The following is a 22,152-nucleotide window of genomic DNA, read 5'->3' on the forward strand; positions in this document are numbered from 1 at the left end:
ATCGAGCTCTGTCTACGGAGACTGTCGGAGCCTGGGACCGGTTGCGCCCCGCATGCGGTGGCAGCGCCGCCTGCTCAGCTGACCAAGTCCGCAGCGGCGGCTAGCTGGGCTCGATGAGCGAGCTGGTTCAGGCTATGCCGAAGTCTTTGATCTTGCGGTAGATCGTTGCGCGGGACATGCCGAGGGCGGCCGCGGCTTCGGCCTTGTTGCCGTGGTTGTCCTGCAGGCTACGGACGATCGCGTCGCGTTCCAGCGCTTCGATCTGTGACAGTCTGCGGCGGGTGAGTGAGCGGCATTGGGGCGGCAGTTTGTCGACGTGGATGGTGCCGCAGCGTTGGACGGCGATCGTTTCGGCGAGGACCTGACGTAGTTGGGCGATATTGCCGGGCCATGGCAGTTTTCCGAGCTGGTGCATCGCATCTGGGGCGAGGCGGACGTTCGCGCCTTTGGTCAACTCGCGCAACAGGAATGGGACCAGGTCCTCGAGATCTTCGATGCGGTGGCGGAGTGCGGGCACGCCAACCGTGTGGGTGAACAAGGGCAGTAGTAGCGAATCGACGGCTGGTGTGAGTGCGGCCGAATTCATCGTTGCCGCAATCCATCCGTGTCCGGCGCAGCCCTGCAAAATCTCCGCGATCGGTTCGATCACGTCGGTGGGTAGCCGATGCAGTTCGGTGAGTACCAGATTGAAGTCATTGTCGGCCGTTGCCGCGCTCACCGCGGCCAGCATGCTCTCTGCGTCGGCGAAAGCGGCGGTGCGGAGCACTCGGATCATCTTGCTCGCACTCACGTGCGCCGCGACCGCCCGGGCGAGTTTCGTTCGCCCGGAGCCCTTTTCACCGTCCAACAGCACCCATTCGCGATCCCGGCAGCAGCGTTCCATCTGTTGACAGCTGCGCCGCCACGAGCTGCTACGTCCCGCCACACCAGGTAGCGCGAACGTGGTGTGCGGTATGGGACTCCGCTGCGCGCGCTCGGTGGTGAGTTGGACGTGCAGTACGATGTTGCGCCCACCGCCGCGTCCCGAAATCCGTTCGACGGCAGTGACCTTCGCCGAATGCCCGCTCGGCAACGTAGCCACCAGGGTGTCGATCGTACCCGGACCGGCCAGGTCGGTCGAATGCTCGAGCAGCGCCACTTGGTCGTGCGCGTCGAGGTTCCGACGCAGGTAGTGGTTCATGAGCACCACATCACCGCCGATGGCCAGGACCCCGAGCGGATATCGGCGGCATTGGCGCAGATAGGTTTCCAGTAGCGCGGTCTCGCTTTCATTGGCCAGGGCACTGAGCCGATCCTCGATCTGGCTGCTCGCGGTCTTGGCGAGGGCGAACAACAGTGGGTCGGAGTGGCTGGCCCAGCAGGTGAGGTCGATGACGCCGAGTACGTTCCTGGTCAACGGATGGCGGATGGGTGAGCCCGCGCAGGCCAGCCGCCCGAGCGTGCCGAGATAGTGCTCACCGCCGCGAATGAAGGTCGGGCTGGCGGTCTCCAAGGTGGTGCCGATGCCGTTGGTGCCGACGAAATCTTCGGCGTAGCTATATCCGGGCGCGAGTTGCACGCTGTCCAATGCCCGCATGATCGCCGCATCGGCGGCGAAGCGTTCGAGCACCACACCGTCGGAGGAGGTCAGGATGACGCTGATGGTCTGGGTGGCAAGGTTGTCGGCGAGTCGCTGCAGGACGGGCGCGGCGGCGTTGGTCAGGGGTGAATCCAGATCGGGTTCGCGCACGAAGGGCAGTTCCACCCGATCCGGGTGAATGTGCAGGGCCTGGGACCGGCGCCAGGAGTCGAGCACAGCATTGCGGACAGGCAGGGTGTCGAATGACCGGGCGTTGAGGAACCGCTCGCGGGCTTCTCGCAGGTTCACGGCGGCTTCGGCGCGATCCGTCATCGGCTATCACCTTGGTACTGACTTGCTGGAACCCACGCTAGCGCGTCTCAATTTGCGACGCGTCTCAATTCGAGACGTTCAGCCTAGCGCATTTGCTGCGCCATAATCACAGTAATTGCGCTTGGTCCGGCCGCGTCAGGAGGAAGACGTTGAGCAGGCAGAGCCTTCGCGAACAAGGGTACGCGCACGAGCTCGCGCAGTTCTGTGCCACTGTACGCGGGGCAACCACTGGCGCATCGACCCGATCACCAACCGGGACATCGTTACTCGACGTTCGCGCTGGCCGATTACGAGAGCGAGGAAAGGGTATGTGTTGCTGTGCAAGTCGCATGCCTATAGCGACTGTGAGATCGAGCTGATCACATTCGACGAACACGAGCTACGAATGCCGTTCCACTGCAACAACTTCGCACTTGCATCGCCGCGCTGATCGGCGACATCGTTTCGCTGGAGCTCGAGCTGGTCGAGCCCGCGGTGTATGAATTCGAGCCCAGTCGGTATTCGGACGCGCTGATTCCGGGCACCGGCGAGCACCGCTCGTTCTCGATGGCGACGACGCCGACTGAGCAGGCGACTGCAGTCATCATCAGCTTCCCGCGCCGGCAAATCGGGTTTGGGCGTGGCCGCGGTGCTGCGGATCTTTCCGGGCAGGAACCAACCTTCATGCCGGGTAAGGTATTCCGCAGCCGCGACAACTGGTATCGCTCGGCTCGGTTACTGGCCGACGGCGTTCTGAACGCTGGCGGCCAGCTCGTCAGCAGCGAGCTCATCCTCCGGTGTTGCGCGGAATGTAGAGGATTCCTTGGTGTACGACCGTGTCATTTCGAGAATCTCGATAGTGTAGTCGTCGAGAATGTCGCGGCGCCCCAGCGTTTCGACGGCGCGATGCTCGGGGTCGTTGTACCAGTCGGCCATCTGTGCCTCGGTTTCGAAATACGCTATCGCGAGCTCCCGGCCATCGGGCACGTCGAATTTGTGCAGTCCGGCGAAGCCCGGCATCGATGAGGCTCGCTCGAACATCCGAGCGCCGATCGCGGCGTATTCGGTGTTTTGCCACTCTGGACGGACCTTGCCCCAGAACAGTGCGACGTACATGTATTCCTCCGTCACTGACGCCGTCGTCGAACATATGCGCCCCCAAGCCGGAGGTGCTGTAACGAGTTCGGAGCATATAGCAAGTATGTTGTACGTCACAAGGGCGCAATATTGGTGCTGGTGACCAACCGGTGGGCACCGAGCCCTTCTCCAGCCGGGGGTTCGGTCATGACCGGGTCGCGGTTGCTGGGCCGTACGGAGAATGCCACGCCCAACCCGAGTGTGGCATCGTGTCCTGCGCTGTGATCCGCCGATCGGGCTCCAGATGTTTGGGCGGCATCGAGAAGTGCAGACCGCCGGGATCATCGCCGTTGAGTGCAATTCGCGTACTGCCTCCAGGCTGCACACCTACCCGCGCCGCGACGGCATGGATCAATCCAAACGACCGTCAAATAATACGAATAAATCGTAACGGCTTATCAAGGCGGTATGCAGTTTTCTATGCCCGGGCGTTTGCGGTCGGCGTGGCCGCGGGATGGGATGCCGATCGTTATCAGGACCGATTGGCGTACTTCTCGTTATGGCCAAAGACTCCACCGTGCCCCGGTGTGCGGTATGCCAGTTCTGCGAATGAGAATGCCGCCGTAAGACAGGTCGAGGTCATGTCTGGGTCGTCGATCCGGGAGACCCGTACAACTCCGTCACGGCGGCCGCGCTCGAAGTCAGTTCTTCGCGCACCTCAGGTGGCGAAATAACCTCCACCTCGTTGCCGAACATGAGCAACTGGCGGGACTCTCCGAGGTTGCCGAAGGTCAGGTGCACGGTTATCCGATCATTCGTGCCGTCGTCGTCCGGCAGTGTAGTCAGCCACGAGGCGAGCAGGCGCTGAAAGAGGTCGAGTATCTCTCGTTGGACCAGTACGGCGACATCGACCTTGCCGGGCCGCTCCTCGACCTGGCGCCGCAGCGCATCCCAGGCATGAGCGAGTTCGACGCCGGGTCGGCGCTGCACCGGATCGTCGAGGACACACGCCGAGCGCACGCGGTCGGCTCGGAATAGGCGTGGCCGCCCTGCCAGGTCCGCGACCAGGTACCAAATACCTGCCTTAAACACCAGGCCGTACGGATCTACGATATATAACCGCGTGTCCGTGGTGCCGCTGTGCCGGTACTCCAGGCGTAACCGCTTGTCGGCAAAGATCGCGTCCTGCAGGGTGTTCAGGTCTACGGCGCTCTGTGGGCCGCGCCGCCAGCGAGTTGCGTCGACGAGGATGCGGCGGGCGGTGGCCTCGGCGGCCGACTGGTGCGGTATAGGCAGTGCGGCCATCACCTTGCGCAGTGCGGAGCTGAATGCCGCGTCCAAACCGAGCGCGGCGTGCGCACCTTCGGTGGCGAGGATGAACAATGCGCGGGACTCGTTGGCTGTCAACCCGGTGACATCCGTACGGAACCCCGCGAGCAGTTCGATTCCGCCGTGTCGTCCCCGTTCGGCGTACACCGGGACGCCAGCGGCCGAGAGAGCCTCGACGTCACGGTAAATGGTCCGCAACGAAACTTCGAGCCGGTCGGCAAGCTCCCGTGCGGGTACGCGGCCGCGGGTACGAAGGAGCAGCAGAATTGACAACAGGCGCTCGGACTTCAGGGCAGCAATCTCTCGGCAGGAAATCGGAAGAAAATGTTGACGCTATATGTCATATTATCAGGCGACCCTTCCTGCGATCCCACAGGAAGGAAGACAATGAACCCCAACCCTCGACTGCTGTTCGTCCGTGCTGCCGACCAGGCCGCCGCGCTGTTCGAACTCGTGCGCGTGGACGAACTCGAGGGCCCCACGCCCTGCACCGAGTTCGACGTGCGTACCTTGCTCAGCCACATTGTCGGTGTCACTATCCGTCTGGCGGTCGCGGCCGAAGGCGCAGACGCGAACGCCGTACAGCCATTCGTGGACGACGTACCGGACGACGGCTGGGCGGCCGCGTACGACACAGCTAGGGCGCGAGCAATCCAGGCATGGGCTCAGGACGGCAGCCTGGAAGCGGTAATGCGGATGCCATTCGGCGAAATGCCCGGACATGCTGTGCTAATGGCCTTTGTCATGGAAACAGTGGCTCACACCTGGGATCTCTCGGAGGCACTGGGCCATCCCGGCGAACTAGACCCAGACCTGGCAGCGTGCGCGCTGACCGTCGCCCACCAGATGCTGCCCGATGAGCAGCGTACCGGTGGCATGTTCGGTTCGGCACATGCCGTACCTGAAAGTGCCGGCCCCTACGAGAAGTTGGCCGCCTGGCTCGGGCGGGAGCGCCTTATTCGAGCCTGATCGCTTCGATTGAAACAGAGAGCACCGTCCGGCGGAACGTATCCGGCCGGACGGTGCTTTCGTCGCGACAGGGCGCGGGGCGGTCGCCCGCTTCGGTCGGCCGACTGCGGCACTGTCCGAAATCCACCTCAGCGCAACGTGATCACGGCCGCGGCGTCGTCGGCATTCGGGATGGCTCGCATGGTGTCGAGCCGTACGGGTCGCTCGCTGACCGACACCGGACAGTCGGATACAGCTCGAGCTTGCTCGATCACTATCGCCCGGCATGATGGTCGACCGACTCGAAGTTGACTGTGTCGTTGTCCGAGCATGATGGCAACTCGCTGATCGGCCTGGCCTGTTGGCATCGGGGCGTTGCCCGGAACGGCCCGAGAAACAATCGTTCGTATGGCAGGCGCGGCAGCAGTCGGCGATGGTCTGTGGTCTCGTGGATCAATTCAATTGTGTACCAATGTCCTCGTCTCCAGTCGTGGATCAAGTTGTGCGCGGCCGCTGCGGTGGCCGTGTAGTCGAAGACCACGTTGGACAGCCAGATCCGCAGGTGCACATCACCTTCGAGTGGGATTCCTTCGGCGGTCACGCCCATTCGCCTCCTCAGGCAAGGCAAGGTAGGTAGTTCTTCAGCGCTCCCGGCTGATATCTGGAGTCATCGGCCTCCGATGGACAGCTCTGGCGCATCAATGACAACGCCACCTCCACCGGCACCACCCGCTGGTAAGTCCGCGATCCTCACTACGTCGATCACGCGGTCGACCTTTACGGACGCTGGTGACGCGCGACGAGTTCGGTGTCGATACCCACGCGGCCGAGCGCGCTGGCGCCGCCCGGTGTTGCGCCTAAGGATGTGTCGCGGCCTGGGAGGGGTTCGGTAAAGAACCGCAGGTTGTCGGCGACGAACTCCTCGAGCTCTTCGGGTGTCTTGCGATCCAGGGTGATCGCTTCCACCGGGCAGGCCGGCATGCATGCGCCGCAGTCGATGCACTCCTTGGGGTTGATGTACATCTTCCGGGCACCCTCGTAGATGCAGTCCATCGGACATTCATCCATGCAGGACTTGTCGGTGACGTCGATGCAAGCGGCACCGATCACGTACGCCATGGGTCGATCCTCCTACTCATTCCGCCGGGCCTGGTCCACCGAGCAGCCCTAAACAAATTTGCGGAACTTCATCTGTAACGTGGATCATACTAGAATGATGCTCTAGAATGAAGTCCGTCACACGGGTCGACGGACGAACCGCGAGCCCGTTCGTGATCGACCTCCATAGCTAAACCTCTGGGAGCAGACATGCCCAACTTTTCAATGACGATTGATGGCGAACAGGTTGCTGGTCAAGCGACATTCGCGGTGATCAATCCCGCGACCGGTCAACCGTTCGCAGAAGCTCCCGATTGCACGGCGGCCCAGCTCGACCTGGCCGTTGCGGCGGCAGAGAAGGCGTACGTCAGCTGGCGTGCCGACGAAGGGGCTCGCCGCGACGCGATGCTACGCGCTGCCGACCGGCTCGAGGAGGTAGCTGAAGATTTAGGTCTCATCCTGACCCAAGAGCAGGGAAGGCCGCTGTCGCAGTCGCCCTTGGAGTTCACTGTCTCCGCCTACTGGTTGCGGTACTACGCCACTCTCGACACCCCGGCCGAAGTTCTCCAGGACGATGAGAAGGCCTATGTGGAGTTGCGGCGTCAGCCTCTCGGGCCGGTGGCTGCGATTACACCCTGGAATATCCCTGTCGCGCTTGCGTTCTGGAAGATCGCACCAGCTCTGCGTGCGGGTAATACTGTCGTCCTCAAACCCTCCCCTTATACCCCGCTGACGACTCTCAAAGTCGGCGAGGTGCTCGCGAGTGTTCTGCCGCCGGGTGTGCTGAATGTTGTCTCCGGTCTCGATCCGCTCGGCGCCAAGCTCAGCACGCATCCTGCGATTCGCAAGATCAGTTTCACCGGCTCGACGGCTACCGGAAAAAAGGTCGCCGTTGCTGCGGCCGACGACCTCAAGCGGGTCACGCTGGAACTCGGCGGAAACGATCCCGCGATTGTCCTCGAAGACGCCGACCCGCTGACGGTGGCCGCAGGTATCTTCGCCAACGCCATGACCAACACCGGTCAGAGTTGTGTGGCTATCAAGCGAACCTACGTGCCGCGGAAGCTGTATGGCGACGTGGTCGCGGCACTGGTAGATCAGGCCAAAGCGGCCAAGGTTGGTAACGGGCTCGAGGAAGGTGTGGATTACGGGCCGTTGCAAAACAAGCCGCAGCTGGACCGCGTGGCCGGGCTGGTTGCCGATGCGGTCGGCGCGGGCGCCACCGTTGCCGCAGGCGGGCCCATTCTGGAAGGGCCGGGCTACTTCTACGCACCGACCATCCTTACCGACGTGAATGATGAGATGGCGATCGTCGCCGAGGAGCAGTTCGGCCCTGCTTTGCCTGTTTTGCCTTACGACAGTGTCCCCGAGGTAATCGCCCGCGCCAACGCATCGCACTTCGGTCTCGGATCCTCGATCTGGACCGCTGATCCCGAGCGCGCTATCGAACTGGCCCAGCAGATCGAGGCAGGTACGACGTGGATCAATAACCACATTGTGCTTCCGCCTACTCTTCCCTTCGGCGGCGTCAAGTGGAGCGGGGTCGGTGTCGAAAACGGAGTGTGGGGGTTGCATGAATTCACCGACGTTCACGTCATCAACCAGACCCGCTCGACCGACAGCAGCTGGCCGTGATATCGAGTGATGGCCAACTGAAATCCGGCAACATGCTGGACAAGGACGCCACGCTAGTCGTGGTGGGTGCATCTCTCGCTGGTCTGCGCGCTGTAGAGAGCGCGCGGAAGGAGGGCTTCGGCGGCAGGATCGTGTTGGTCGGTGATGAACCGCACGTGCCCTATGACCGGCCGCCGCTGTCCAAAGCGTTCTTGGAGCGGCAGACCGACGATACGACCTTGCGCGACGTCGAAGATCTCACCGATCAGCTCGGTGTAGATCTGCGGCTCGGCACGGCGGCGACCGGCCTGGATGTCGCGCGCAAAAAGCTGGACACGAGCTCCGGCACGGTCGGCTACGACAGGCTGATCATCGCTACCGGTTCGGTGCCACGCACTATTGCCGGAGTGCCGGACCTGAGCGGCATACATGTCCTCAGGACCAGGGACGACGCGGTTTCGATCCGTGAGGCGATCAAACCCGGGGCTCGGGTTGTGGTGATCGGCGGAGGATTCATCGGTTCCGAAGTCGCATCTGTGTGCCACAAACTCGGAGCTGAGGTGACGATCGTCGAGGCGGCCACCGTTCCGCTCGTACGGGCTGTTGGTGCGGATATGGGTGCCATGTTGGCGACGCTGCACGACAGACAGGGGATTCGGACGCTGACCGGAGTCGCGGTGCAGGAAGTCCAAGGGCGCCAGACCGTGGAAGCCGTGAAGTTGTCCGACGGGGCGATACTGGCAGCCGACCTATTGGTCGTGGGTATCGGTGCGGTACCGGCGACTGCGTGGCTCGAGGGATCGGGTGTGCAGTTGCACGCTGCTGATCGAGGCGTCGTATGCGATATGTACCTCGCGTCGAATGTGCCTGACGTGTGGGCAGCCGGTGACGTAGCCCACTGGCATAACCAAACGTTTGATCGAGTGATGCGACTCGAGAACTGGACGAGTGCTGGTGACCAGGGTGCCCACGCGGCACGCAACGCGCTCGGGCTGAAGGCGACCGCCTACCACACGGTGCCGTACTACTGGAGCGTCTGGTATGACCATCGAATTCAGTTCGCGGGTGTGCCGGACGCCGACGAGGTTCGGATTTGTGCCGGCAGCATCGATGATGCGCGATTGGTGGCGCTCTACCGCCGCGAATCCCGTCTCGTCGGGGTACTGACGATCAACGAATCACGAAGAATTATGAGGCTGCGAAACATGATTGCAGCCGGCGCGTCATGGTCCGAGGCGACCGAATTCGTCGAGGGCCTCTCCGTCTGAACCTGCTGAGCGGCCGCTGCCGGGCGTTGCAATATGCGAGTCCGGCAACGGTGGACGAGGGCTTGCAAGAGCCGAACCAACCGCCGGATCAGCGATGTCCAAATCACGTGAATCTGCGCCGGGCAAAAATAGTCAGCAATCAGTATAAAATTCTAGAATGATGCTCTAACATGGCGGAATCACACCGCCGGTTGGCATCGAGTAACAACTCACGCAAGGACCACGAATATGAGCAGCACCGAATCGATCGACTTGACCGACATCGCGCTGTGGATGAGTGACCCCTATACCGTCTTGCGACGGCTTCAGGAGACCGATCCCGTCCATTGGCACACGCCCGCTCCTGGCAACATCACCCACACGCATCCGTTCTGGGCGTTGACGAAACATAAAGACATCGCACATGTTTCGCGCCATCCAGAGATCTTCTCCTCTGCAGATGGTCACATGACATTGACGCTTGGAACCGGCTTCACGGACTACGACACCTTCGCAATGCTCGGAGTCGACGACCCCGTCCATGCGTGGATGCGTGGGATTGTCAGCAGCGCGTTCACAGCCAAGATGGTCATGCAAGCCGAGCCGGTTATCCGCGAACAGGTCGCTACTCTGCTCGACGCCCTCGCTCCACGAAAGCACGACGAAATCGACTTCGTACACGAGGTTTCCGCCGCAGTTCCGGGCCAGGTCATCGGAGACTTGCTCGGATTTCCACGGGAAGATCAGCATCTGCTCTCCGAGTGGACCGATGCCGTCACCGATCTCGACGATATGGAAATAGACCTGCAAGCATGCACGGCCTTCTCGGCGAAAGGTGCGGCCGCGGTTACCGAAATGTTCGACTACCTCGAACGTATGCAGCGGGATCGGCAGGAAAACCCCAAAGACGATCTCGTATCCCGGCTCATGGGCGCGGAGATAAACGGTGAAAAGCTCACCTGGCGCCAGCAGCGGGAGGTTTTCTTCGTCCTGGTAGGTGCGGGCAACGACACCACGCGCAACACAACCAGCGCGGGCGCGCGGGCTTTGTTCGATAATCCTGATCAGCGTGCCGACCTTGCCGCGGACTACTCGCTCATGCGGTCCGCGATCGAGGAGATGCTGCGTTGGGGAAGTGTGGTGACCCACTTCCGTCGCACGGCAACACAGGATACGGAAATCGGCGGAAAGCAAATCAAGAAGGGCGACTGGGTGGTCATGTTCTACACCGCCGCCAACCGCGATCCAGAGGTTTTCGAGAATCCTGACGTCTTCAATATGCGGCGCTTCCCGAACGAGCATATGGCTTTCGGCGGCGGCGGGCCGCACTTCTGTCTCGGTGCACCACTCGCACGCCTGGAGTTGCGTATCATCTTCGAGGAGTTGTTACGCCGCTACCCCAACTACGCAATCACCGGTGATACCCCATTCACCACAAGCAACCTCTTCCACGGCATCAAAACTATGCCGATGATCCTCGAGCCGCGATGAAGCAAGGAGTGTCAGCGGTGTCCCTACATGTCACGGCCGACGATGACCGGTGTGTCTGCTCGATGCAGTGCTCAGCTGTGGCTCCAGACGTATTCGGCCACGACGAGGATGGCATTGTCGTCGTTCTCGACTCGCGACCGCCGTCGGAGTCGCTCGAGTCCGTTCGTCGTGCGGTGCGCGTCTGCCCGTCCGCGGCGATCACGGTCAGGGAGGATTAGAGCAGGTCACGGTTGAGGCGCTCAGCTGACGCGTGCCGTCCGGACAAGCCGCCCGCCCCATCGGGACGATGGGGCGGGCGGCTTGTTCTACGGCGGTGCCTCGATTCCTGATCGCGCAAGAAGCTACTGCTTGACGATGAATACGCCGTTGGACAAAAGCACATCACCGTTATCACGCTTGACCGCGAAGCTGACCTCGCTGCCGTGTTGCCATGTGTCGATCGTCAACGTATCGCCGGGCATCGTCGGGGAACTCAGCCGTACGGCCAGGGAGATGAAGCGGCTGGGATCCGAGTCGGCGTATTCCGCGAGGAGCGTACGTCCGACCACGCCGTACGTGCACAGCCCGTGCAGGATCGGCCGTGGGAATCCGGCCTTTTGTGCAACGGCCGGGTCCAGATGAAGCGGGTTGTCGTCACCCGTGAGTCGGTACAGGAGAGCTTGATCGTGCCTGGTCTGTGCGCTTAGCGTGCGATCCGGCTTCCGCTCGGGGACCGGTGCAGCGCCACTTGCCGGGCCGCGCTGACCGCCCCAGCCGCCGGCGCCGCGGAAGAACATGGACTGCGTTGACCGCGAGTACAGTGTGCCGCTCTCGGCATCCGCGACTTCCGAGACGGTCTCGACGATGGCAGCGCTGCCTTTGTCCCACACCGCGGAGATCTGTGCGGTAGTGACAACCGTCGCTTGTGTTGGCAGTGGACTGAGTTGTTCGCACTTCTGCTCACCGTGCAGCATCTGGCGCGTGTCGACTGCGTCGCCGAGGAAATCCAACAACTTGCCGACGCCGACCTGGGCGCCGACGATGACGCCGAATGTTGGATATACCACCTGCTGCCGGTGCGGCGTGGTATCCGTCGTGAACTCCAGTTCGCGTAGCGGGTCTTTCTGACCTGCCCCGATGCCTAGCGCATAGAGGGCGCAGTCACGGCTGTTCCAGCTCGAGGTAACGGGCTCCAGCTTGGTGCCGACGAGCTCTGACGTGATTTTCATCCAGGCGTCCCCTTTAGCGCATTGTCGGTGTCACTCATGGTCAAACACCGGCGACACCGCTAGTATCAAGTACTAGAATAGCACTCTAGAACCTGGCAGAACGAAGACCGAAGAGGAGATTGATGAGGCCGCCATTGCCTGAGCCGACACCGGAGACGCAGCGGTATTGGGACGGTGCCGCTGCTGGCGAACTCTGGATCCAGCGTTGCGTGACTACCGGTCGGTACTTCTTTTACCCCCGCGTGTACTCGCCGTTCGTTACCGGTGGTGCCGTCGAGTGGGTGAAGGCATCGGGAAACGCAACGCTCTACTCGTACAACATCGTGCAGCGACCCGCGCCGGGCTTCGAAGACCGCGCTCCGTACGCGCTGGCAGTGGTCGAATTGGAGGAGGGGCCGAGAATGATGACGAACATTGTCGGAATCGAGAACACGCCGGACAAGCTCGTTCTCGATATGCCGTTGCGTGTCATGTTTGAGCAGCGCGACGGCATGGCGCTGCCCGTTTTCGAGCCGGTGAGCGCATGAAGCCGGGAGATGTTGCGGTCGTCGGTGCCTCGGAATCCGAGCGAATCGGCGTCGTGCCGGATATGTCCGTACTTCAACTCAACCTCGATGCGTCGCTGCGTGCCATCGCCGATGCAGGGCTGACGGTCGCGGATATCGACGGTGTCGCCAGCACTGGGAACTTCGCCACCGAGATCGCTCACAATCTGGGTATTCGCACGAAATGGGTGGATACCACGAGCGTGGGAGGCTGCTCATACTTCCTGCATCTTCGGCACGCGGCTGCGGCCATCGTTTCCGGGATGGCTACGGCGGTTCTGATATCACACGGCGAATCCGGACGGTCGCGCGTCGGGATGGAGCCGTTCGAATTCCCCGCTAACGGGTCGCTCGGCCAGTTCGAGATGCCCTACGGCGTATCCGGGTTCGCGTCCATGTTCACCGTCCCGGCACTGCGCTTCATGAAGGAAAAGGGCATCACCCACGAGCAGTTGGCCTCGGTGGCGGTCGCGCAGCGGAAGTGGGCAGCGCAGAACCCGCGCGCACTCAAACGGGATCTGATCACCGTCGAGGACGTTCTCGACTCGAAGATGATCGTCTACCCGTTCCATGTTCTCGAGTGCTGCGTGGTGACCGACGGGGGTGGTGCCATCGTGGTCACCTCGGCTGAGCGTGCGGCCGACCTGGACGTGAAACCGGCGTACATCTTGGGATCGGGGGAGAGTTCTGAGCACACGATCGTTTCGCAGATGGCCGATTTCACCAGTTCGAGAGCTTTCCGGGATTCGAGTTCGATGGCGTTTGCCGAGGCGGGGCTGACGCCGAACGACATCGATCACCTGATGGTCTATGACGCGTTTGCGCACGTTCCCCTCTACGGCCTGGAGGACTTGGGCTTTGTGAAGGAGGGGGAATCGGGACCGTTCGTCGCTGAGGGGCACACATCACCTGGCGGGAGTCTGCCGATGAACACCAATGGTGGCGGGCTGTCCTACACCCATACTGGTATGTATGGAATGTTCGCCCTGCAGGAGTCGATTCGGCAGGTGCGTGGCGAGGCGGCCGCGCAGGTGCCGGGCATCGAGACCAGTTTCGCCCAGGGCGTCGGTGGGATGTTTCAGAATGCCGGTTCGATTATCTTTGCCAATCGACGCCCCTAGGCAGTCCGGCGATCGTTAGCCTCTAGAATTACATTCTGGAATGCACGGGTATCTCATGTGCTCGTAAAACGAACGGAGTGGAGATGGTAGAGCCGGATTTGGACCTTCCGTTCCCGGCCGCGGCTGCGGCGGTGCGCGCGAAGTCCGGGCGTTGGCCCAAGTCGGGTGCTACCAAGCAGGCGGTGCTCGATGCGGCCAGGGTGCTCTTCGTCATCCAGGGGTATGAGGCAACCAGCATCAATGACTTGGTCAAGGCCTCTGGAGTGAGTGTAGGAAGCATCTACCACCAATTCGGAGGCAAGGCCGAGGTATTCATGGCTCTTGCCCACGAGGCGCTCAGCAGCAACGCCGCCGCGTCCGCGAGAGCGACGGACCAAGCGCGGGCTGCGGGTGAGACTCGTCCAGGCGCTCTCTATGTTGCGGGCGCTCGGGCTCATTTGATCGACACTTGGCGACTGCGGGAAATCTCGCGCGTCCTGCTCGGTGACGACGTGCCGCCAGGGTTCTCGGAAGTCAGGCGCGAGGCGGTCCTGCGGTTCATACATGGAGCACGGGGGCTCACGATCGGCGAGCCTCCGTTGCCGGACTTGAGTGCCTACGCCGTCACCAGCCTTGTCAACGCCGCGGCATCGCAGATTGTCGAAGTGGAGGATGCGCGGACCGCTGAGAAGGTTGCCGACTACTTCACCGGTCTCATCCTGCGGCTGGTAATCGAGGACGAGTAAAGGCACTCTCGGTTCGTGTGCACAGCGCCGACTTCCGCGGTGGCTGTATTCACCCGCGCGCCGCGTCCTCCAGCCCCGCGGAAACTGAAGCGAACTGATCGCGGTTTTTGATGAGCGCCGGCACGCTCACGAAGAATTGGCTGCCACTGCTGGCAGCGGCTCTGTTCTAAGCTGCCGGGAACTTGTTCCGGGAGCCGTACCGGGCGACCTGATATGTGTAATTGCTATCGCAGAGTGCGCCGGTGCTGTCGGTCCCCATATTGTGCGGGTACCGCAACTGGGGCGGCCTTCGGAATCTGGGCTGCCTCGGTCGTCGCGTTGACCCCGTCTTGGCCTCACTCATCGTCGGTGACGCAGTTGCGTGGTCGCGGGAGTAAGGGATCGGCCTCATCGTCGTCAGGGTCCTGGTTATCGAGCTCGGCGCCGTGTGCGAGCCGCGGCGATAGGACGGTTATCGCTGTGGGCCTTGCCACACCTTGGTTAGAACGATATTCTAGTATGACTCCCGGAGTTTGTTGTGCGCCTCGCCTTGAAGACGGTGGTCACCGGGCCGCAGGAGTTCATGCGAATCAGTAGAGGATTGGTAACGAATGGGTGAGTGGCTGAAGGACCGCGTGGCGGTCGTGACGGGTGCGGGTCGGGGTATCGGCGCGGAGATAGCGAAGATGTACGCACGCGAAGGCGCTGCCGTCGTGGTCAACGACCTCGGTGTCGCCGGTGATGGGACCGGTAGCGACACTACGCCCGCTGCGGGTGTGGTCAAGGAGATTCAAGACGCGGGTGGCACCGCGATGGTGGACTACACCAACGTCGCCGATCACGCGGAGTCCGAGGCCATGATCCGCTCGGCCATCGAGCAGTATGGTCGACTCGATATCTTGGTCAACGTCGCCGGCATCCTGCGCGACAAGATGATCTTCAACCTGGATGAGCAGGATTGGGACGCGGTGATCGCGGTCCACCTCAAGGGGCACTACAACACCATCAAGCCGGCGGCTCAGTACTGGCGCAGTCAGCGGGATGCGAACGCGCAGAACAGGATTATCAACTTCACTTCGATCTCCGGTCTGCACGGATCGGCGGGACAGCCGAACTATGCCGCGGCGAAGATGGGTATCGTCGGTCTTACCTACTCTTGCGCAAACGCACTGCGCAGGTATGGCGTCACGACGAATGCAATCTCGCCGGGGGCGGCCTCGCGTCTGATCGATACCGTTCCGGATGCGCACATGCACGCGGGACCGCCCGGACCCGAGCACATCGCGCCGATCGCTACCTACCTCGCCAGCGAACGTTCGAGCTGGCTCAACGGGCGGGTCGTCGGAGCGCGCGGCCCCCTCGTGGAGCTGTACAACATTCCGGAGCCGATTCGGGTTGTCAGCACACACGGCTCCTGGGATATGGACCAATTGTCGGAACTGGTCGAGGTGAATTTCCGAGCACCCGCGAAGCTGCCGCTGATCCCTCCGGCTTTCGCTGACGAGGAAGCCTGATGGCTCCGCAGACCGGCGCAGTTCTGGATGTGCGTACCCGAATCGGCCGGTCGGCACTCGCTCGAAATACCGACGGGCGTGCTCACGCCGGTCTTTTCGTGGTCCGAGGAGGTACGAAATGATTACAGCGTCGATTGCACGATGGATCGAGTATTGGGCTGAAGTCAAGCCGGAGTGTCCCGCGATCGTATTCGAAGGAGAATCGATCAGCTGGCAATCGCTCGACGAAGCTATCAATCGCTGGGCGTATATGCTGAGCGGTCAAGGTGTTTCGTACGGTGATCGTGTCGCGTGTATGATGAGCAATCGCCCGGAGTTCTATTTCGCATTCTTCGCAACTGTAAAGCTGGGTGCCGTTTTCGTTCCGGTCAATATTCAGCTCACCGACGCGGAAATAGCTTTTCTGATCGAGAACTCGGGCGCTCGAACGCTGATTTATGACTCCTCGACCAAGCCGAATCTCGACGATGCTGCAGGCCTGAGATATCTGGCGGTCGATGACGTCGCGGCGCAGCTCCGCGATGACGTCGGGATGAAGACGGAGGCCACCGGCTTTCCTCGAGTCGGATTCGACGATCTGGCTGCCATCTTGTATACGTCCGGGACCACTGGACAGCCCAAGGGGGCGATGTTCACTCACGCGAATATTTACTTCGCCGCGGAGACGATCAGTCGAAGCTTCGACTTCACCCAACAGGACATCCACATCCTCACCGCGCCCCTCTACTTCACGGGCGGCATCGTGACGCTTTCTCAGCCGGTCTTCCTCAGTGGCGGAACCATCGTACTGACCAGCTACCGGTCGCCGAGAGAAACGCTGGATCTGATCTCGCGGCAGCAGGTCACGGTCGCGATGTTGGTACCGGCAGTCCTGAACCTACTGATAAAAGACGAATCCTTCACCCCCGAGAAGCTCGCGAGCGTGAGGCTCGTCGCGGCGGGTACAGCTCCGGTTCAGCTCCCGCTGATCGAGGCGTACCGGACCTACGGGATCGACGTATATCAGGGATACGGTCTCACCGAAGCCGGGGGAGTGTCGACATACTTGCTTCCGCAGTACGCGCAGGGGCGTACCGGGTCGGTGGGTAGCCAGACCATGTATACAGAAGTTGCTGTTGTCCGCGCGGACGGATCTCTGGCGGATCCAGGCGAGACGGGTGAGATCATCCAGCGCGGGCCGACCGTCACGCAGGGTTACTGGGGGGACCATGCCGCAACGGAAGCGTTGCTCGTCCCCGGCGGTTGGATAAGGACCGGTGACCTCGGAACCATGGACAAAGATGGATTTCTGTGGATCGTCGGCCGACTCAAAGACGTGATCATTTGCGGCGGCGTGAATGTCTATCCGGCAGAAATCGAATCCGTCCTGTCCGGGCATCCGGATGTGCTCGAGGTTGCGGTGATCGGTCTTCCGCACGAGACATACGGCGAAACTGTAACTGCGGTAGTCGTGCCCAAGGCTGGTCGCGAGGTCGAGCTCGAGGGGTTGCGTGAATTCTGTTCGGCACAGTTGGCGCACTATAAACTGCCTCGCCTATTGAAAGTGGTAGGCGCAATGCCGCGTACGGGCTCGGGCAAGGTGCGGAAAAACGTGCTCAGGGAAGATTTGGCCTGACCGGCCGCTGCCCGATTTTGGCAGCTGGAAGACTTTTATCGAATTTCCCGAATAAACCGAAATTCTATCATGACAATAATGTGTCAGCGGCGATACAAGGAGAAGATCGAATGCCCAAGACGCAGCAAGTCCGTGAATTCACAGCCGCAGTCGTACGCGACACCACAAAAGGCTTTCAGCTCGAGCAGGTGCGGCTGAGCGAACTCGGCCCCTATGAGGTGCTGGTGAAGATCGCCGGAGTCGGGATGTGTCATACCGACCTGGCGGTCGCCGGTCCCGCCGGATCGGCCATACACCCCGCAATCTTCGGTCATGAAGGAGCAGGAGTTATCGAGGCGGTCGGTAGCAGCGTGGTCGGCCTGTCACCCGGTGACCATGTAGTTCTGAGCTACGACAGCTGCGGGCACTGCAAACGCTGTCATACCGGGAAGCCGTATTATTGCGACGGATGGCAGGACCTCAACGCTGGTCCGGCTCTGGGGCGCGTTCATTCTCCTGTCCTCGATGCCGACGGGGCCCCTGTCTACAGCACGTGGTTCGGGCAGTCCTCTTTCGGCACGTACGCCGTGGCGAGCGAGACCAACGCCGTGAAGGTTGACGCCGACTTGCCTTTGGAGATTCTCGGCCCGCTGGGCTGTGGATTCCAGACCGGTGCGGGTGCGGTCGTGAACGTTCTTGGCGTCCGTCCAGGAGAATCTATCGTTATCTTCGGGGCGGGCGCGGTAGGTCTGGCCGGCGTCATGGCTGCGAAGATTTGCAACGCTGGGACCATCGTCGCGGTGGATATTGTCGAAAGTCGCCGCAAGCTCGCCGAGGAATTGGGAGCGACACATACGATCGACGGCCGCGCCGCGGATCTCGCCGAGCAGTTGCAAGCCATCACTGGCGGCGCTGACTACTCCTTCGACACAAGCGGTGTTCCGAGCGTTATCTCGACCGCCGTGAGCGCGCTCGCTCCGGGAGGTACCTGTGCTCTGGTCGCACTCAGCGAGGAATTGCGTATCGACTCGCCGGCGGTTGTTTTCGGGCGCACCGTCACCGATGCCCTCGTCGGCAATGCTTCACCGCATGTGTTCTTGCCCACGATGATCAATTGGTGGCGGCAGGGCCTGTTCCCGTTCGACAAGCTGATCGAACGGTTCCCGCTGTCCGAGATCCACAAGGCTGCCGAAGCTTCCGAAAGCGGGCGGTCGGTGAAACCGGTGCTGATCCCGTGAGCAGGCGCGTCGACATGGCCAACCTCAATTGTGACCTGCTGATTATCGGAGCTGGTCCGGTAGGGCTGTTCGCCTCGTATTACGCGGGGTTCCGGGGTCTGCGTACGGTGGTGATCGACTCACTACCTGAGCCGGGCGGTCAGATCAGTGCCATGTACCCGGAGAAGCCTATCTTCGATGTGGCCGGCTTCCCGTCGGTCAGGGGGCGAGATCTAGTGGCCGGACTGGTCGAACAGGCGGCACGGTTCGATCCCGAGTATCTCCTCGAACGGAATGCCAAAACGCTCGAAGTGCTGGACAGCGGGTCACTTGCCGTCACGACCGAGGACGGGGTGGAGGTTACCGCCAAGGCAGTGGTGATCAGCGCGGGCATTGGCACCTTCGCCCCGCGTCCGCTAACGGCGGGAATCGATTGGCTCGGGCGCGGAGTCTCGTATTTCGTCCCGGAACTCGAGGCTCATCGGGATCAGGACGTGGTTGTCGTAGGCGGTGGCGACAGCGCATGTGATTGGGCGCTGTCGCTGGAACCATTGGCTCGTTCTGTCACACTTGTCCACCGCCGCAAGGCCTTTCGTGCTCACGCGCATACGGTAGGTCAGCTGAAGAGCTCCACCGTGGACGTGATCACCGACGCGGAGGTGGCGGCCGTGCTCGGAACCAGCCGCGTCGAACAGGTGGAGATTGCGAAGACCGACGGCACGAGTGTCGCACGGCCAGCCGATGCCGTGATCGCGGCGCTGGGATTCACGGCGAATCTCGGCCCGATCCGCAACTGGGGGATCGAGATCGCAGACAACCGGTACATCGCTGTCGACAGTGCGATGGAGACGAATATTCCTGGTGTATACGCCGCCGGGGACGTCTCGGACTACCGGGGCAAGGTCCGATTGATCGCCGTCGGCTTCGGCGAGGCGGCGACGGCCGTCAACAATGCGGCAGTCCGCATCAACCCTGAGGAATCACTGTTCCCCGGCCACTCGACCGACTCGGCTCCCGCGGAGCGGTAGTAAGGGATGATTCATGGAGCGTCGCGGACGCCAAAGGCGTTGCCCGCGACCGAATCTCGACCGTGGAATTGTCGACGTGGTCGCAGACCTCGCGTGACGCTGGAAAGGAGGCAGTTTCATTGGCTGCTTCCCTTCGGTTTCCGATTCATCTGAGCCTTGCGGCTTGAGTGTGAGCGGAGTACCCTACATCACATACAAAATCATATGAGATTGTATGTATTAGGGTAGCGTCATCCATGGAGTTCCGTTCGGAAGCTCGGTACAAATCCTCTTCCAACTCCCAACAGATGACCGCTCCCGTGGAGGTAGACGTGAACTCTGTTTCGTCCTCGAGGCGGCAACGATCGCGGTGGTTCGTTCCCCTGTTGTGCTGGCTCGCAATGTTTGTCGACGGCTATGAGGTATTTATCTATGGTGCCACTCTGCCGGATATTCTCGGCAAGGAGTCGTGGGGGGTAACGACCGGTTCGGCCGCGCTGGTCGGCAGTGTTTCTCTGGTCGGAGTCCTGGTCGGTGCATTCGTCGCCGGAACATTGACGGATATCCTGGGGCGACGCAAGCTTTACCTGCTTTCTTTGACGTTGTTTTCGGCGGCGGCGCTCGGTTGTGCGCTCGCACCCAATTTCGGCGTATTCGGGGCGTGGCGGTTCCTGGCGGGGCTGGGAATAGGCGGTATCGCCCCAACCGTGGTCGCGATCGCCGCTGAATTCGCGAAGCCTGGGTACAGGTCACGAGTCGTTGGGTTTGTGATGACGGCCCCTGCCGTCGGCGGGCTCGCCGCCTCCTTCTGCGCGTTATGGCTCCTCGACTACGCGGGGTTCCGGCCCATTTACGCCCTGGGAGCTCTTCCGCTGCTCACCCTCGTGCCTGCAGCGGTGCTGTGGCTGCCCGAATCACCGGTCTTCCTGAGGGTGCGCGGTCGCATCGCGGACGCTGACGCAGTTGCCGCCGAGTTCGGCGTAGAGACTGCGGTGGCTGTGGAAGCGGGAGCCGTGCCGAGCACGCCGGAGCGCAAATTCCCGGCCGGTCAACTATTCGAGGGGCGCGATCGCTGGGTGACGCCGGGACTCTGGTTCATGATGTTCCTTATCATGATGCTGGTATACGGCGTGACTACGTGGCTGCCGCAATTGATGGTTCAGGCGGGGTTCAGCCTGGATGCGGCGCTGGCATTCTTCGTATTCTTCAGCGGCACAACGGTTGTCGGCACAGTTCTCGGCGCGGTTGTGGCTGACGCGGTCGGACCGAAATTCGTCGTGGTGGTCGGATTGGTGGCCGGTGTTCTCGGATACGTCTTCATGGCGTTGGGGAGCGAACTCTGGCTCACGGTCGGCATCGGAATTGCCGGAATCGGCGCAGGCGGTGCATACGGCATCATCTACGACCACATCGCCGCCCATTACCCCGTTCGGATCAGGGCTACCGGGATCGGCTGGGCCTCGGGCTTCGGACGATTCGGCGCGATTCTCGGACCACCATACGGCGGCGTTTTCGTGGCTCTCGGCGGCGGAAATGTCGCCATGGCGGCCTGGGCTCTCGCGCTGCCCGGCCTGCTCGGCGCGGTGCTGATGTCACGCCTGCCGCGGACCGCCGATTCGCACCCGACAGTCGAACTGTCCAGGTCGAACTGAGAACAAGGAGACCCAATTGTCCTTCGATATCGATGCCTTCCTGGATCCGGGTGCGTTTCCGGAACAGATTGTTCTGGGTAATCCCCGAGTCAACGAATATGTAAACCTGGCCGTTGCGGCGACCCGTGAGACGCTCGGACGGGTGCCGGCTCCGCATAGAGCGAAGTACGGTGCGGATCCGCAACAGGTGATCGACATCTACGACGCAGAGCCTGGCGGTCACGGCCGGCCTGCGGTCATATTCATGCACGGTGGTGGGTGGACCGTCGGCTATTCCTACTGGTGCGGCTTCATGGCGCCGGCGGCCCACGCTATCGGTGCGGTCTTCCTGTCCTCTAGCTACGGTCTCGCGCCGAGGCGCAAGTATCCCAGCCATCTGGAGGACGTGCTCGAAATGCTCGGATGGATTCACGCAAATGCCGATGCGCTGGGTATCGACCGCGAGCGGATCGTCCTGGCGGGGCATTCCGCTGGTGGCCATCTGGCTGCGCTCACGGCTTTGCGTGAGGACTTGTACCAGGATTATGGATTGCCTGCCAAGCCCTTTCGTGTGGCGTACTCCATCTCGGGTTCCATGACGGTGTGCGCGGAAGAGCGTCCCGAGGGCAGTGTCGCGGAAAGGATCTACAAGCATTTCCTCGAGCGCCCTGAAGATGACGTGCATGCCAGTCCTGTGCATCATGTTCATCCAGGGTCGGTCCCCATTCACATGCTGCTGGCAGAAGGCGACATCGAACGAATTCAACAGTCCACTCAGGAAATGTACGAAAAATTGCAGGCAGTGGGAACCGAAACGAGTCGGGTGGTCCTTGCCGGACATGACCATTACGACGCACATCTGGTACTCGCCGACCCAGAACATTTCTGGTGGGCAGATGTAGCGGCAGCGTTGAAATAAGCAGCTTCCGAACCAAGC

The 22,152-nt window shown here is 61.7% G+C and carries 20 protein-coding genes; 14 read left to right on the forward strand and 6 right to left on the reverse strand.

From position 1 onward, the window contains the following. Window positions 1-127 precede the first annotated feature (127 nt). The 3 genes from ACW2Q0_RS04255 to ACW2Q0_RS04265 all read right to left on the reverse strand — a co-directional run bounded on the left by ACW2Q0_RS04255 (window position 128) and on the right by ACW2Q0_RS04265 (window position 4,549). The gene (locus ACW2Q0_RS04255; protein ID WP_457186337.1) at window positions 128-1,891 is read right to left on the reverse strand and encodes a sigma-54-dependent Fis family transcriptional regulator; all 1,764 of its coding nucleotides are present in this window, start codon (window positions 1,889-1,891) and stop codon (window positions 128-130) included. Window positions 1,892-2,605: 714 nt separating this feature from the next. Next, window positions 2,606-3,001 (reverse strand): antibiotic biosynthesis monooxygenase family protein, encoded by a 396-nt coding sequence (locus tag ACW2Q0_RS04260; RefSeq protein WP_457186339.1) that lies wholly within the window; start codon window positions 2,999-3,001, stop codon window positions 2,606-2,608. Window positions 3,002-3,586: 585 nt separating this feature from the next. Beyond that, the gene (locus tag ACW2Q0_RS04265; protein WP_457186341.1) at window positions 3,587-4,549 is read right to left on the reverse strand and encodes a helix-turn-helix transcriptional regulator; all 963 of its coding nucleotides are present in this window, start codon (window positions 4,547-4,549) and stop codon (window positions 3,587-3,589) included. Window positions 4,550-4,663: 114 nt separating this feature from the next. On the opposite strand from ACW2Q0_RS04265, the gene ACW2Q0_RS04270 reads away from it, so the two are divergent. After that, on the forward strand, window positions 4,664-5,245 hold the full coding sequence (locus tag ACW2Q0_RS04270; RefSeq protein WP_457186343.1) for a TIGR03086 family metal-binding protein: 582 nt from the start codon (window positions 4,664-4,666) through the stop codon (window positions 5,243-5,245). A 253-nt stretch (window positions 5,246-5,498) separates the two neighbouring features. On the opposite strand, the gene ACW2Q0_RS04275 is transcribed toward ACW2Q0_RS04270, so the two are convergent. After that, complete coding sequence (locus tag ACW2Q0_RS04275; protein ID WP_457186345.1) at window positions 5,499-5,831, reverse strand: hypothetical protein; 333 nt, start codon at window positions 5,829-5,831, stop codon at window positions 5,499-5,501. Window positions 5,832-6,001: 170 nt separating this feature from the next. Continuing rightward, complete coding sequence (gene fdxA, locus ACW2Q0_RS04280) at window positions 6,002-6,343, reverse strand: ferredoxin (RefSeq protein WP_457186347.1); 342 nt, start codon at window positions 6,341-6,343, stop codon at window positions 6,002-6,004. 189 nt (window positions 6,344-6,532) lie between these two features. On the opposite strand from fdxA, the gene ACW2Q0_RS04285 reads away from it, so the two are divergent. The 4 genes from ACW2Q0_RS04285 to ACW2Q0_RS04300 all read left to right on the forward strand — a co-directional run bounded on the left by ACW2Q0_RS04285 (window position 6,533) and on the right by ACW2Q0_RS04300 (window position 10,892). Next, on the forward strand, window positions 6,533-7,957 hold the full coding sequence (locus ACW2Q0_RS04285) for an aldehyde dehydrogenase family protein (RefSeq protein ID WP_457186349.1): 1,425 nt from the start codon (window positions 6,533-6,535) through the stop codon (window positions 7,955-7,957). Next, window positions 7,954-9,204: an NAD(P)/FAD-dependent oxidoreductase gene (locus tag ACW2Q0_RS04290; protein WP_457186351.1), complete on the forward strand. Its 1,251-nt coding sequence runs from the start codon at window positions 7,954-7,956 to the stop codon at window positions 9,202-9,204. Before ACW2Q0_RS04285 ends, ACW2Q0_RS04290 begins: the two co-directional genes overlap by 4 nt. 228 nt (window positions 9,205-9,432) lie before the next feature. Continuing rightward, window positions 9,433-10,674, forward strand: a complete 1,242-nt coding sequence (locus ACW2Q0_RS04295) for a cytochrome P450 (RefSeq protein WP_457186353.1) — start codon at window positions 9,433-9,435, stop codon at window positions 10,672-10,674. Then, a complete protein-coding gene (locus ACW2Q0_RS04300; RefSeq protein WP_457186355.1) occupies window positions 10,671-10,892 on the forward strand; it encodes a ferredoxin in 222 nt (73 codons plus the stop codon). The genes ACW2Q0_RS04295 and ACW2Q0_RS04300 overlap by 4 nt, the downstream gene beginning before the upstream one ends. A 123-nt stretch (window positions 10,893-11,015) precedes the next feature. Here ACW2Q0_RS04300 and ACW2Q0_RS04305 read toward each other — a convergent pair whose 3' ends face one another. Then, window positions 11,016-11,882 carry a MaoC/PaaZ C-terminal domain-containing protein gene (locus ACW2Q0_RS04305; protein ID WP_457186357.1) on the reverse strand — a complete coding sequence of 289 codons (867 nt, stop codon included), beginning with the start codon at window positions 11,880-11,882 and terminating at the stop codon, window positions 11,016-11,018. Window positions 11,883-12,004: 122 nt separating this feature from the next. Between ACW2Q0_RS04305 and ACW2Q0_RS04310 the strand changes: the two genes are divergently transcribed. The 9 genes from ACW2Q0_RS04310 (at window position 12,005) to ACW2Q0_RS04350 (ending at window position 22,134) form a co-directional block, all read left to right on the forward strand. Continuing rightward, complete coding sequence (locus tag ACW2Q0_RS04310; protein WP_457186359.1) at window positions 12,005-12,409, forward strand: Zn-ribbon domain-containing OB-fold protein; 405 nt, start codon at window positions 12,005-12,007, stop codon at window positions 12,407-12,409. Next, window positions 12,406-13,548, forward strand: a complete 1,143-nt coding sequence (locus ACW2Q0_RS04315) for a thiolase C-terminal domain-containing protein (RefSeq protein WP_457186361.1) — start codon at window positions 12,406-12,408, stop codon at window positions 13,546-13,548. The genes ACW2Q0_RS04310 and ACW2Q0_RS04315 overlap by 4 nt, the downstream gene beginning before the upstream one ends. 83 nt (window positions 13,549-13,631) lie before the next feature. Further along, entirely contained in the window at window positions 13,632-14,273 is a 642-nt protein-coding gene (locus ACW2Q0_RS04320; RefSeq protein ID WP_457186363.1) for a TetR/AcrR family transcriptional regulator, read from the forward strand. A 590-nt stretch (window positions 14,274-14,863) separates the two neighbouring features. Next, the gene (locus tag ACW2Q0_RS04325) at window positions 14,864-15,766 is read left to right on the forward strand and encodes an SDR family NAD(P)-dependent oxidoreductase (protein ID WP_457186365.1); all 903 of its coding nucleotides are present in this window, start codon (window positions 14,864-14,866) and stop codon (window positions 15,764-15,766) included. A gap of 118 nt (window positions 15,767-15,884) precedes the next feature. Beyond that, window positions 15,885-17,381, forward strand: a complete 1,497-nt coding sequence (locus tag ACW2Q0_RS04330; protein ID WP_457186367.1) for a class I adenylate-forming enzyme family protein — start codon at window positions 15,885-15,887, stop codon at window positions 17,379-17,381. 110 nt (window positions 17,382-17,491) lie between these two features. Continuing rightward, window positions 17,492-18,598, forward strand: a complete 1,107-nt coding sequence (locus ACW2Q0_RS04335; protein ID WP_457186369.1) for an NAD(P)-dependent alcohol dehydrogenase — start codon at window positions 17,492-17,494, stop codon at window positions 18,596-18,598. Window positions 18,599-18,612: 14 nt separating this feature from the next. Beyond that, window positions 18,613-19,605, forward strand: a complete 993-nt coding sequence (locus tag ACW2Q0_RS04340) for an NAD(P)/FAD-dependent oxidoreductase (RefSeq protein ID WP_457186371.1) — start codon at window positions 18,613-18,615, stop codon at window positions 19,603-19,605. 380 nt (window positions 19,606-19,985) lie between these two features. Next, on the forward strand, window positions 19,986-21,236 hold the full coding sequence (locus tag ACW2Q0_RS04345) for an MFS transporter (protein ID WP_457186373.1): 1,251 nt from the start codon (window positions 19,986-19,988) through the stop codon (window positions 21,234-21,236). A 16-nt stretch (window positions 21,237-21,252) separates the two neighbouring features. Then, entirely contained in the window at window positions 21,253-22,134 is an 882-nt protein-coding gene (locus tag ACW2Q0_RS04350) for an alpha/beta hydrolase (protein WP_457186375.1), read from the forward strand. Window positions 22,135-22,152: the final 18 nt, after the last annotated feature.

It is taken from the genome of Nocardia citri (genome assembly GCF_054065835.1).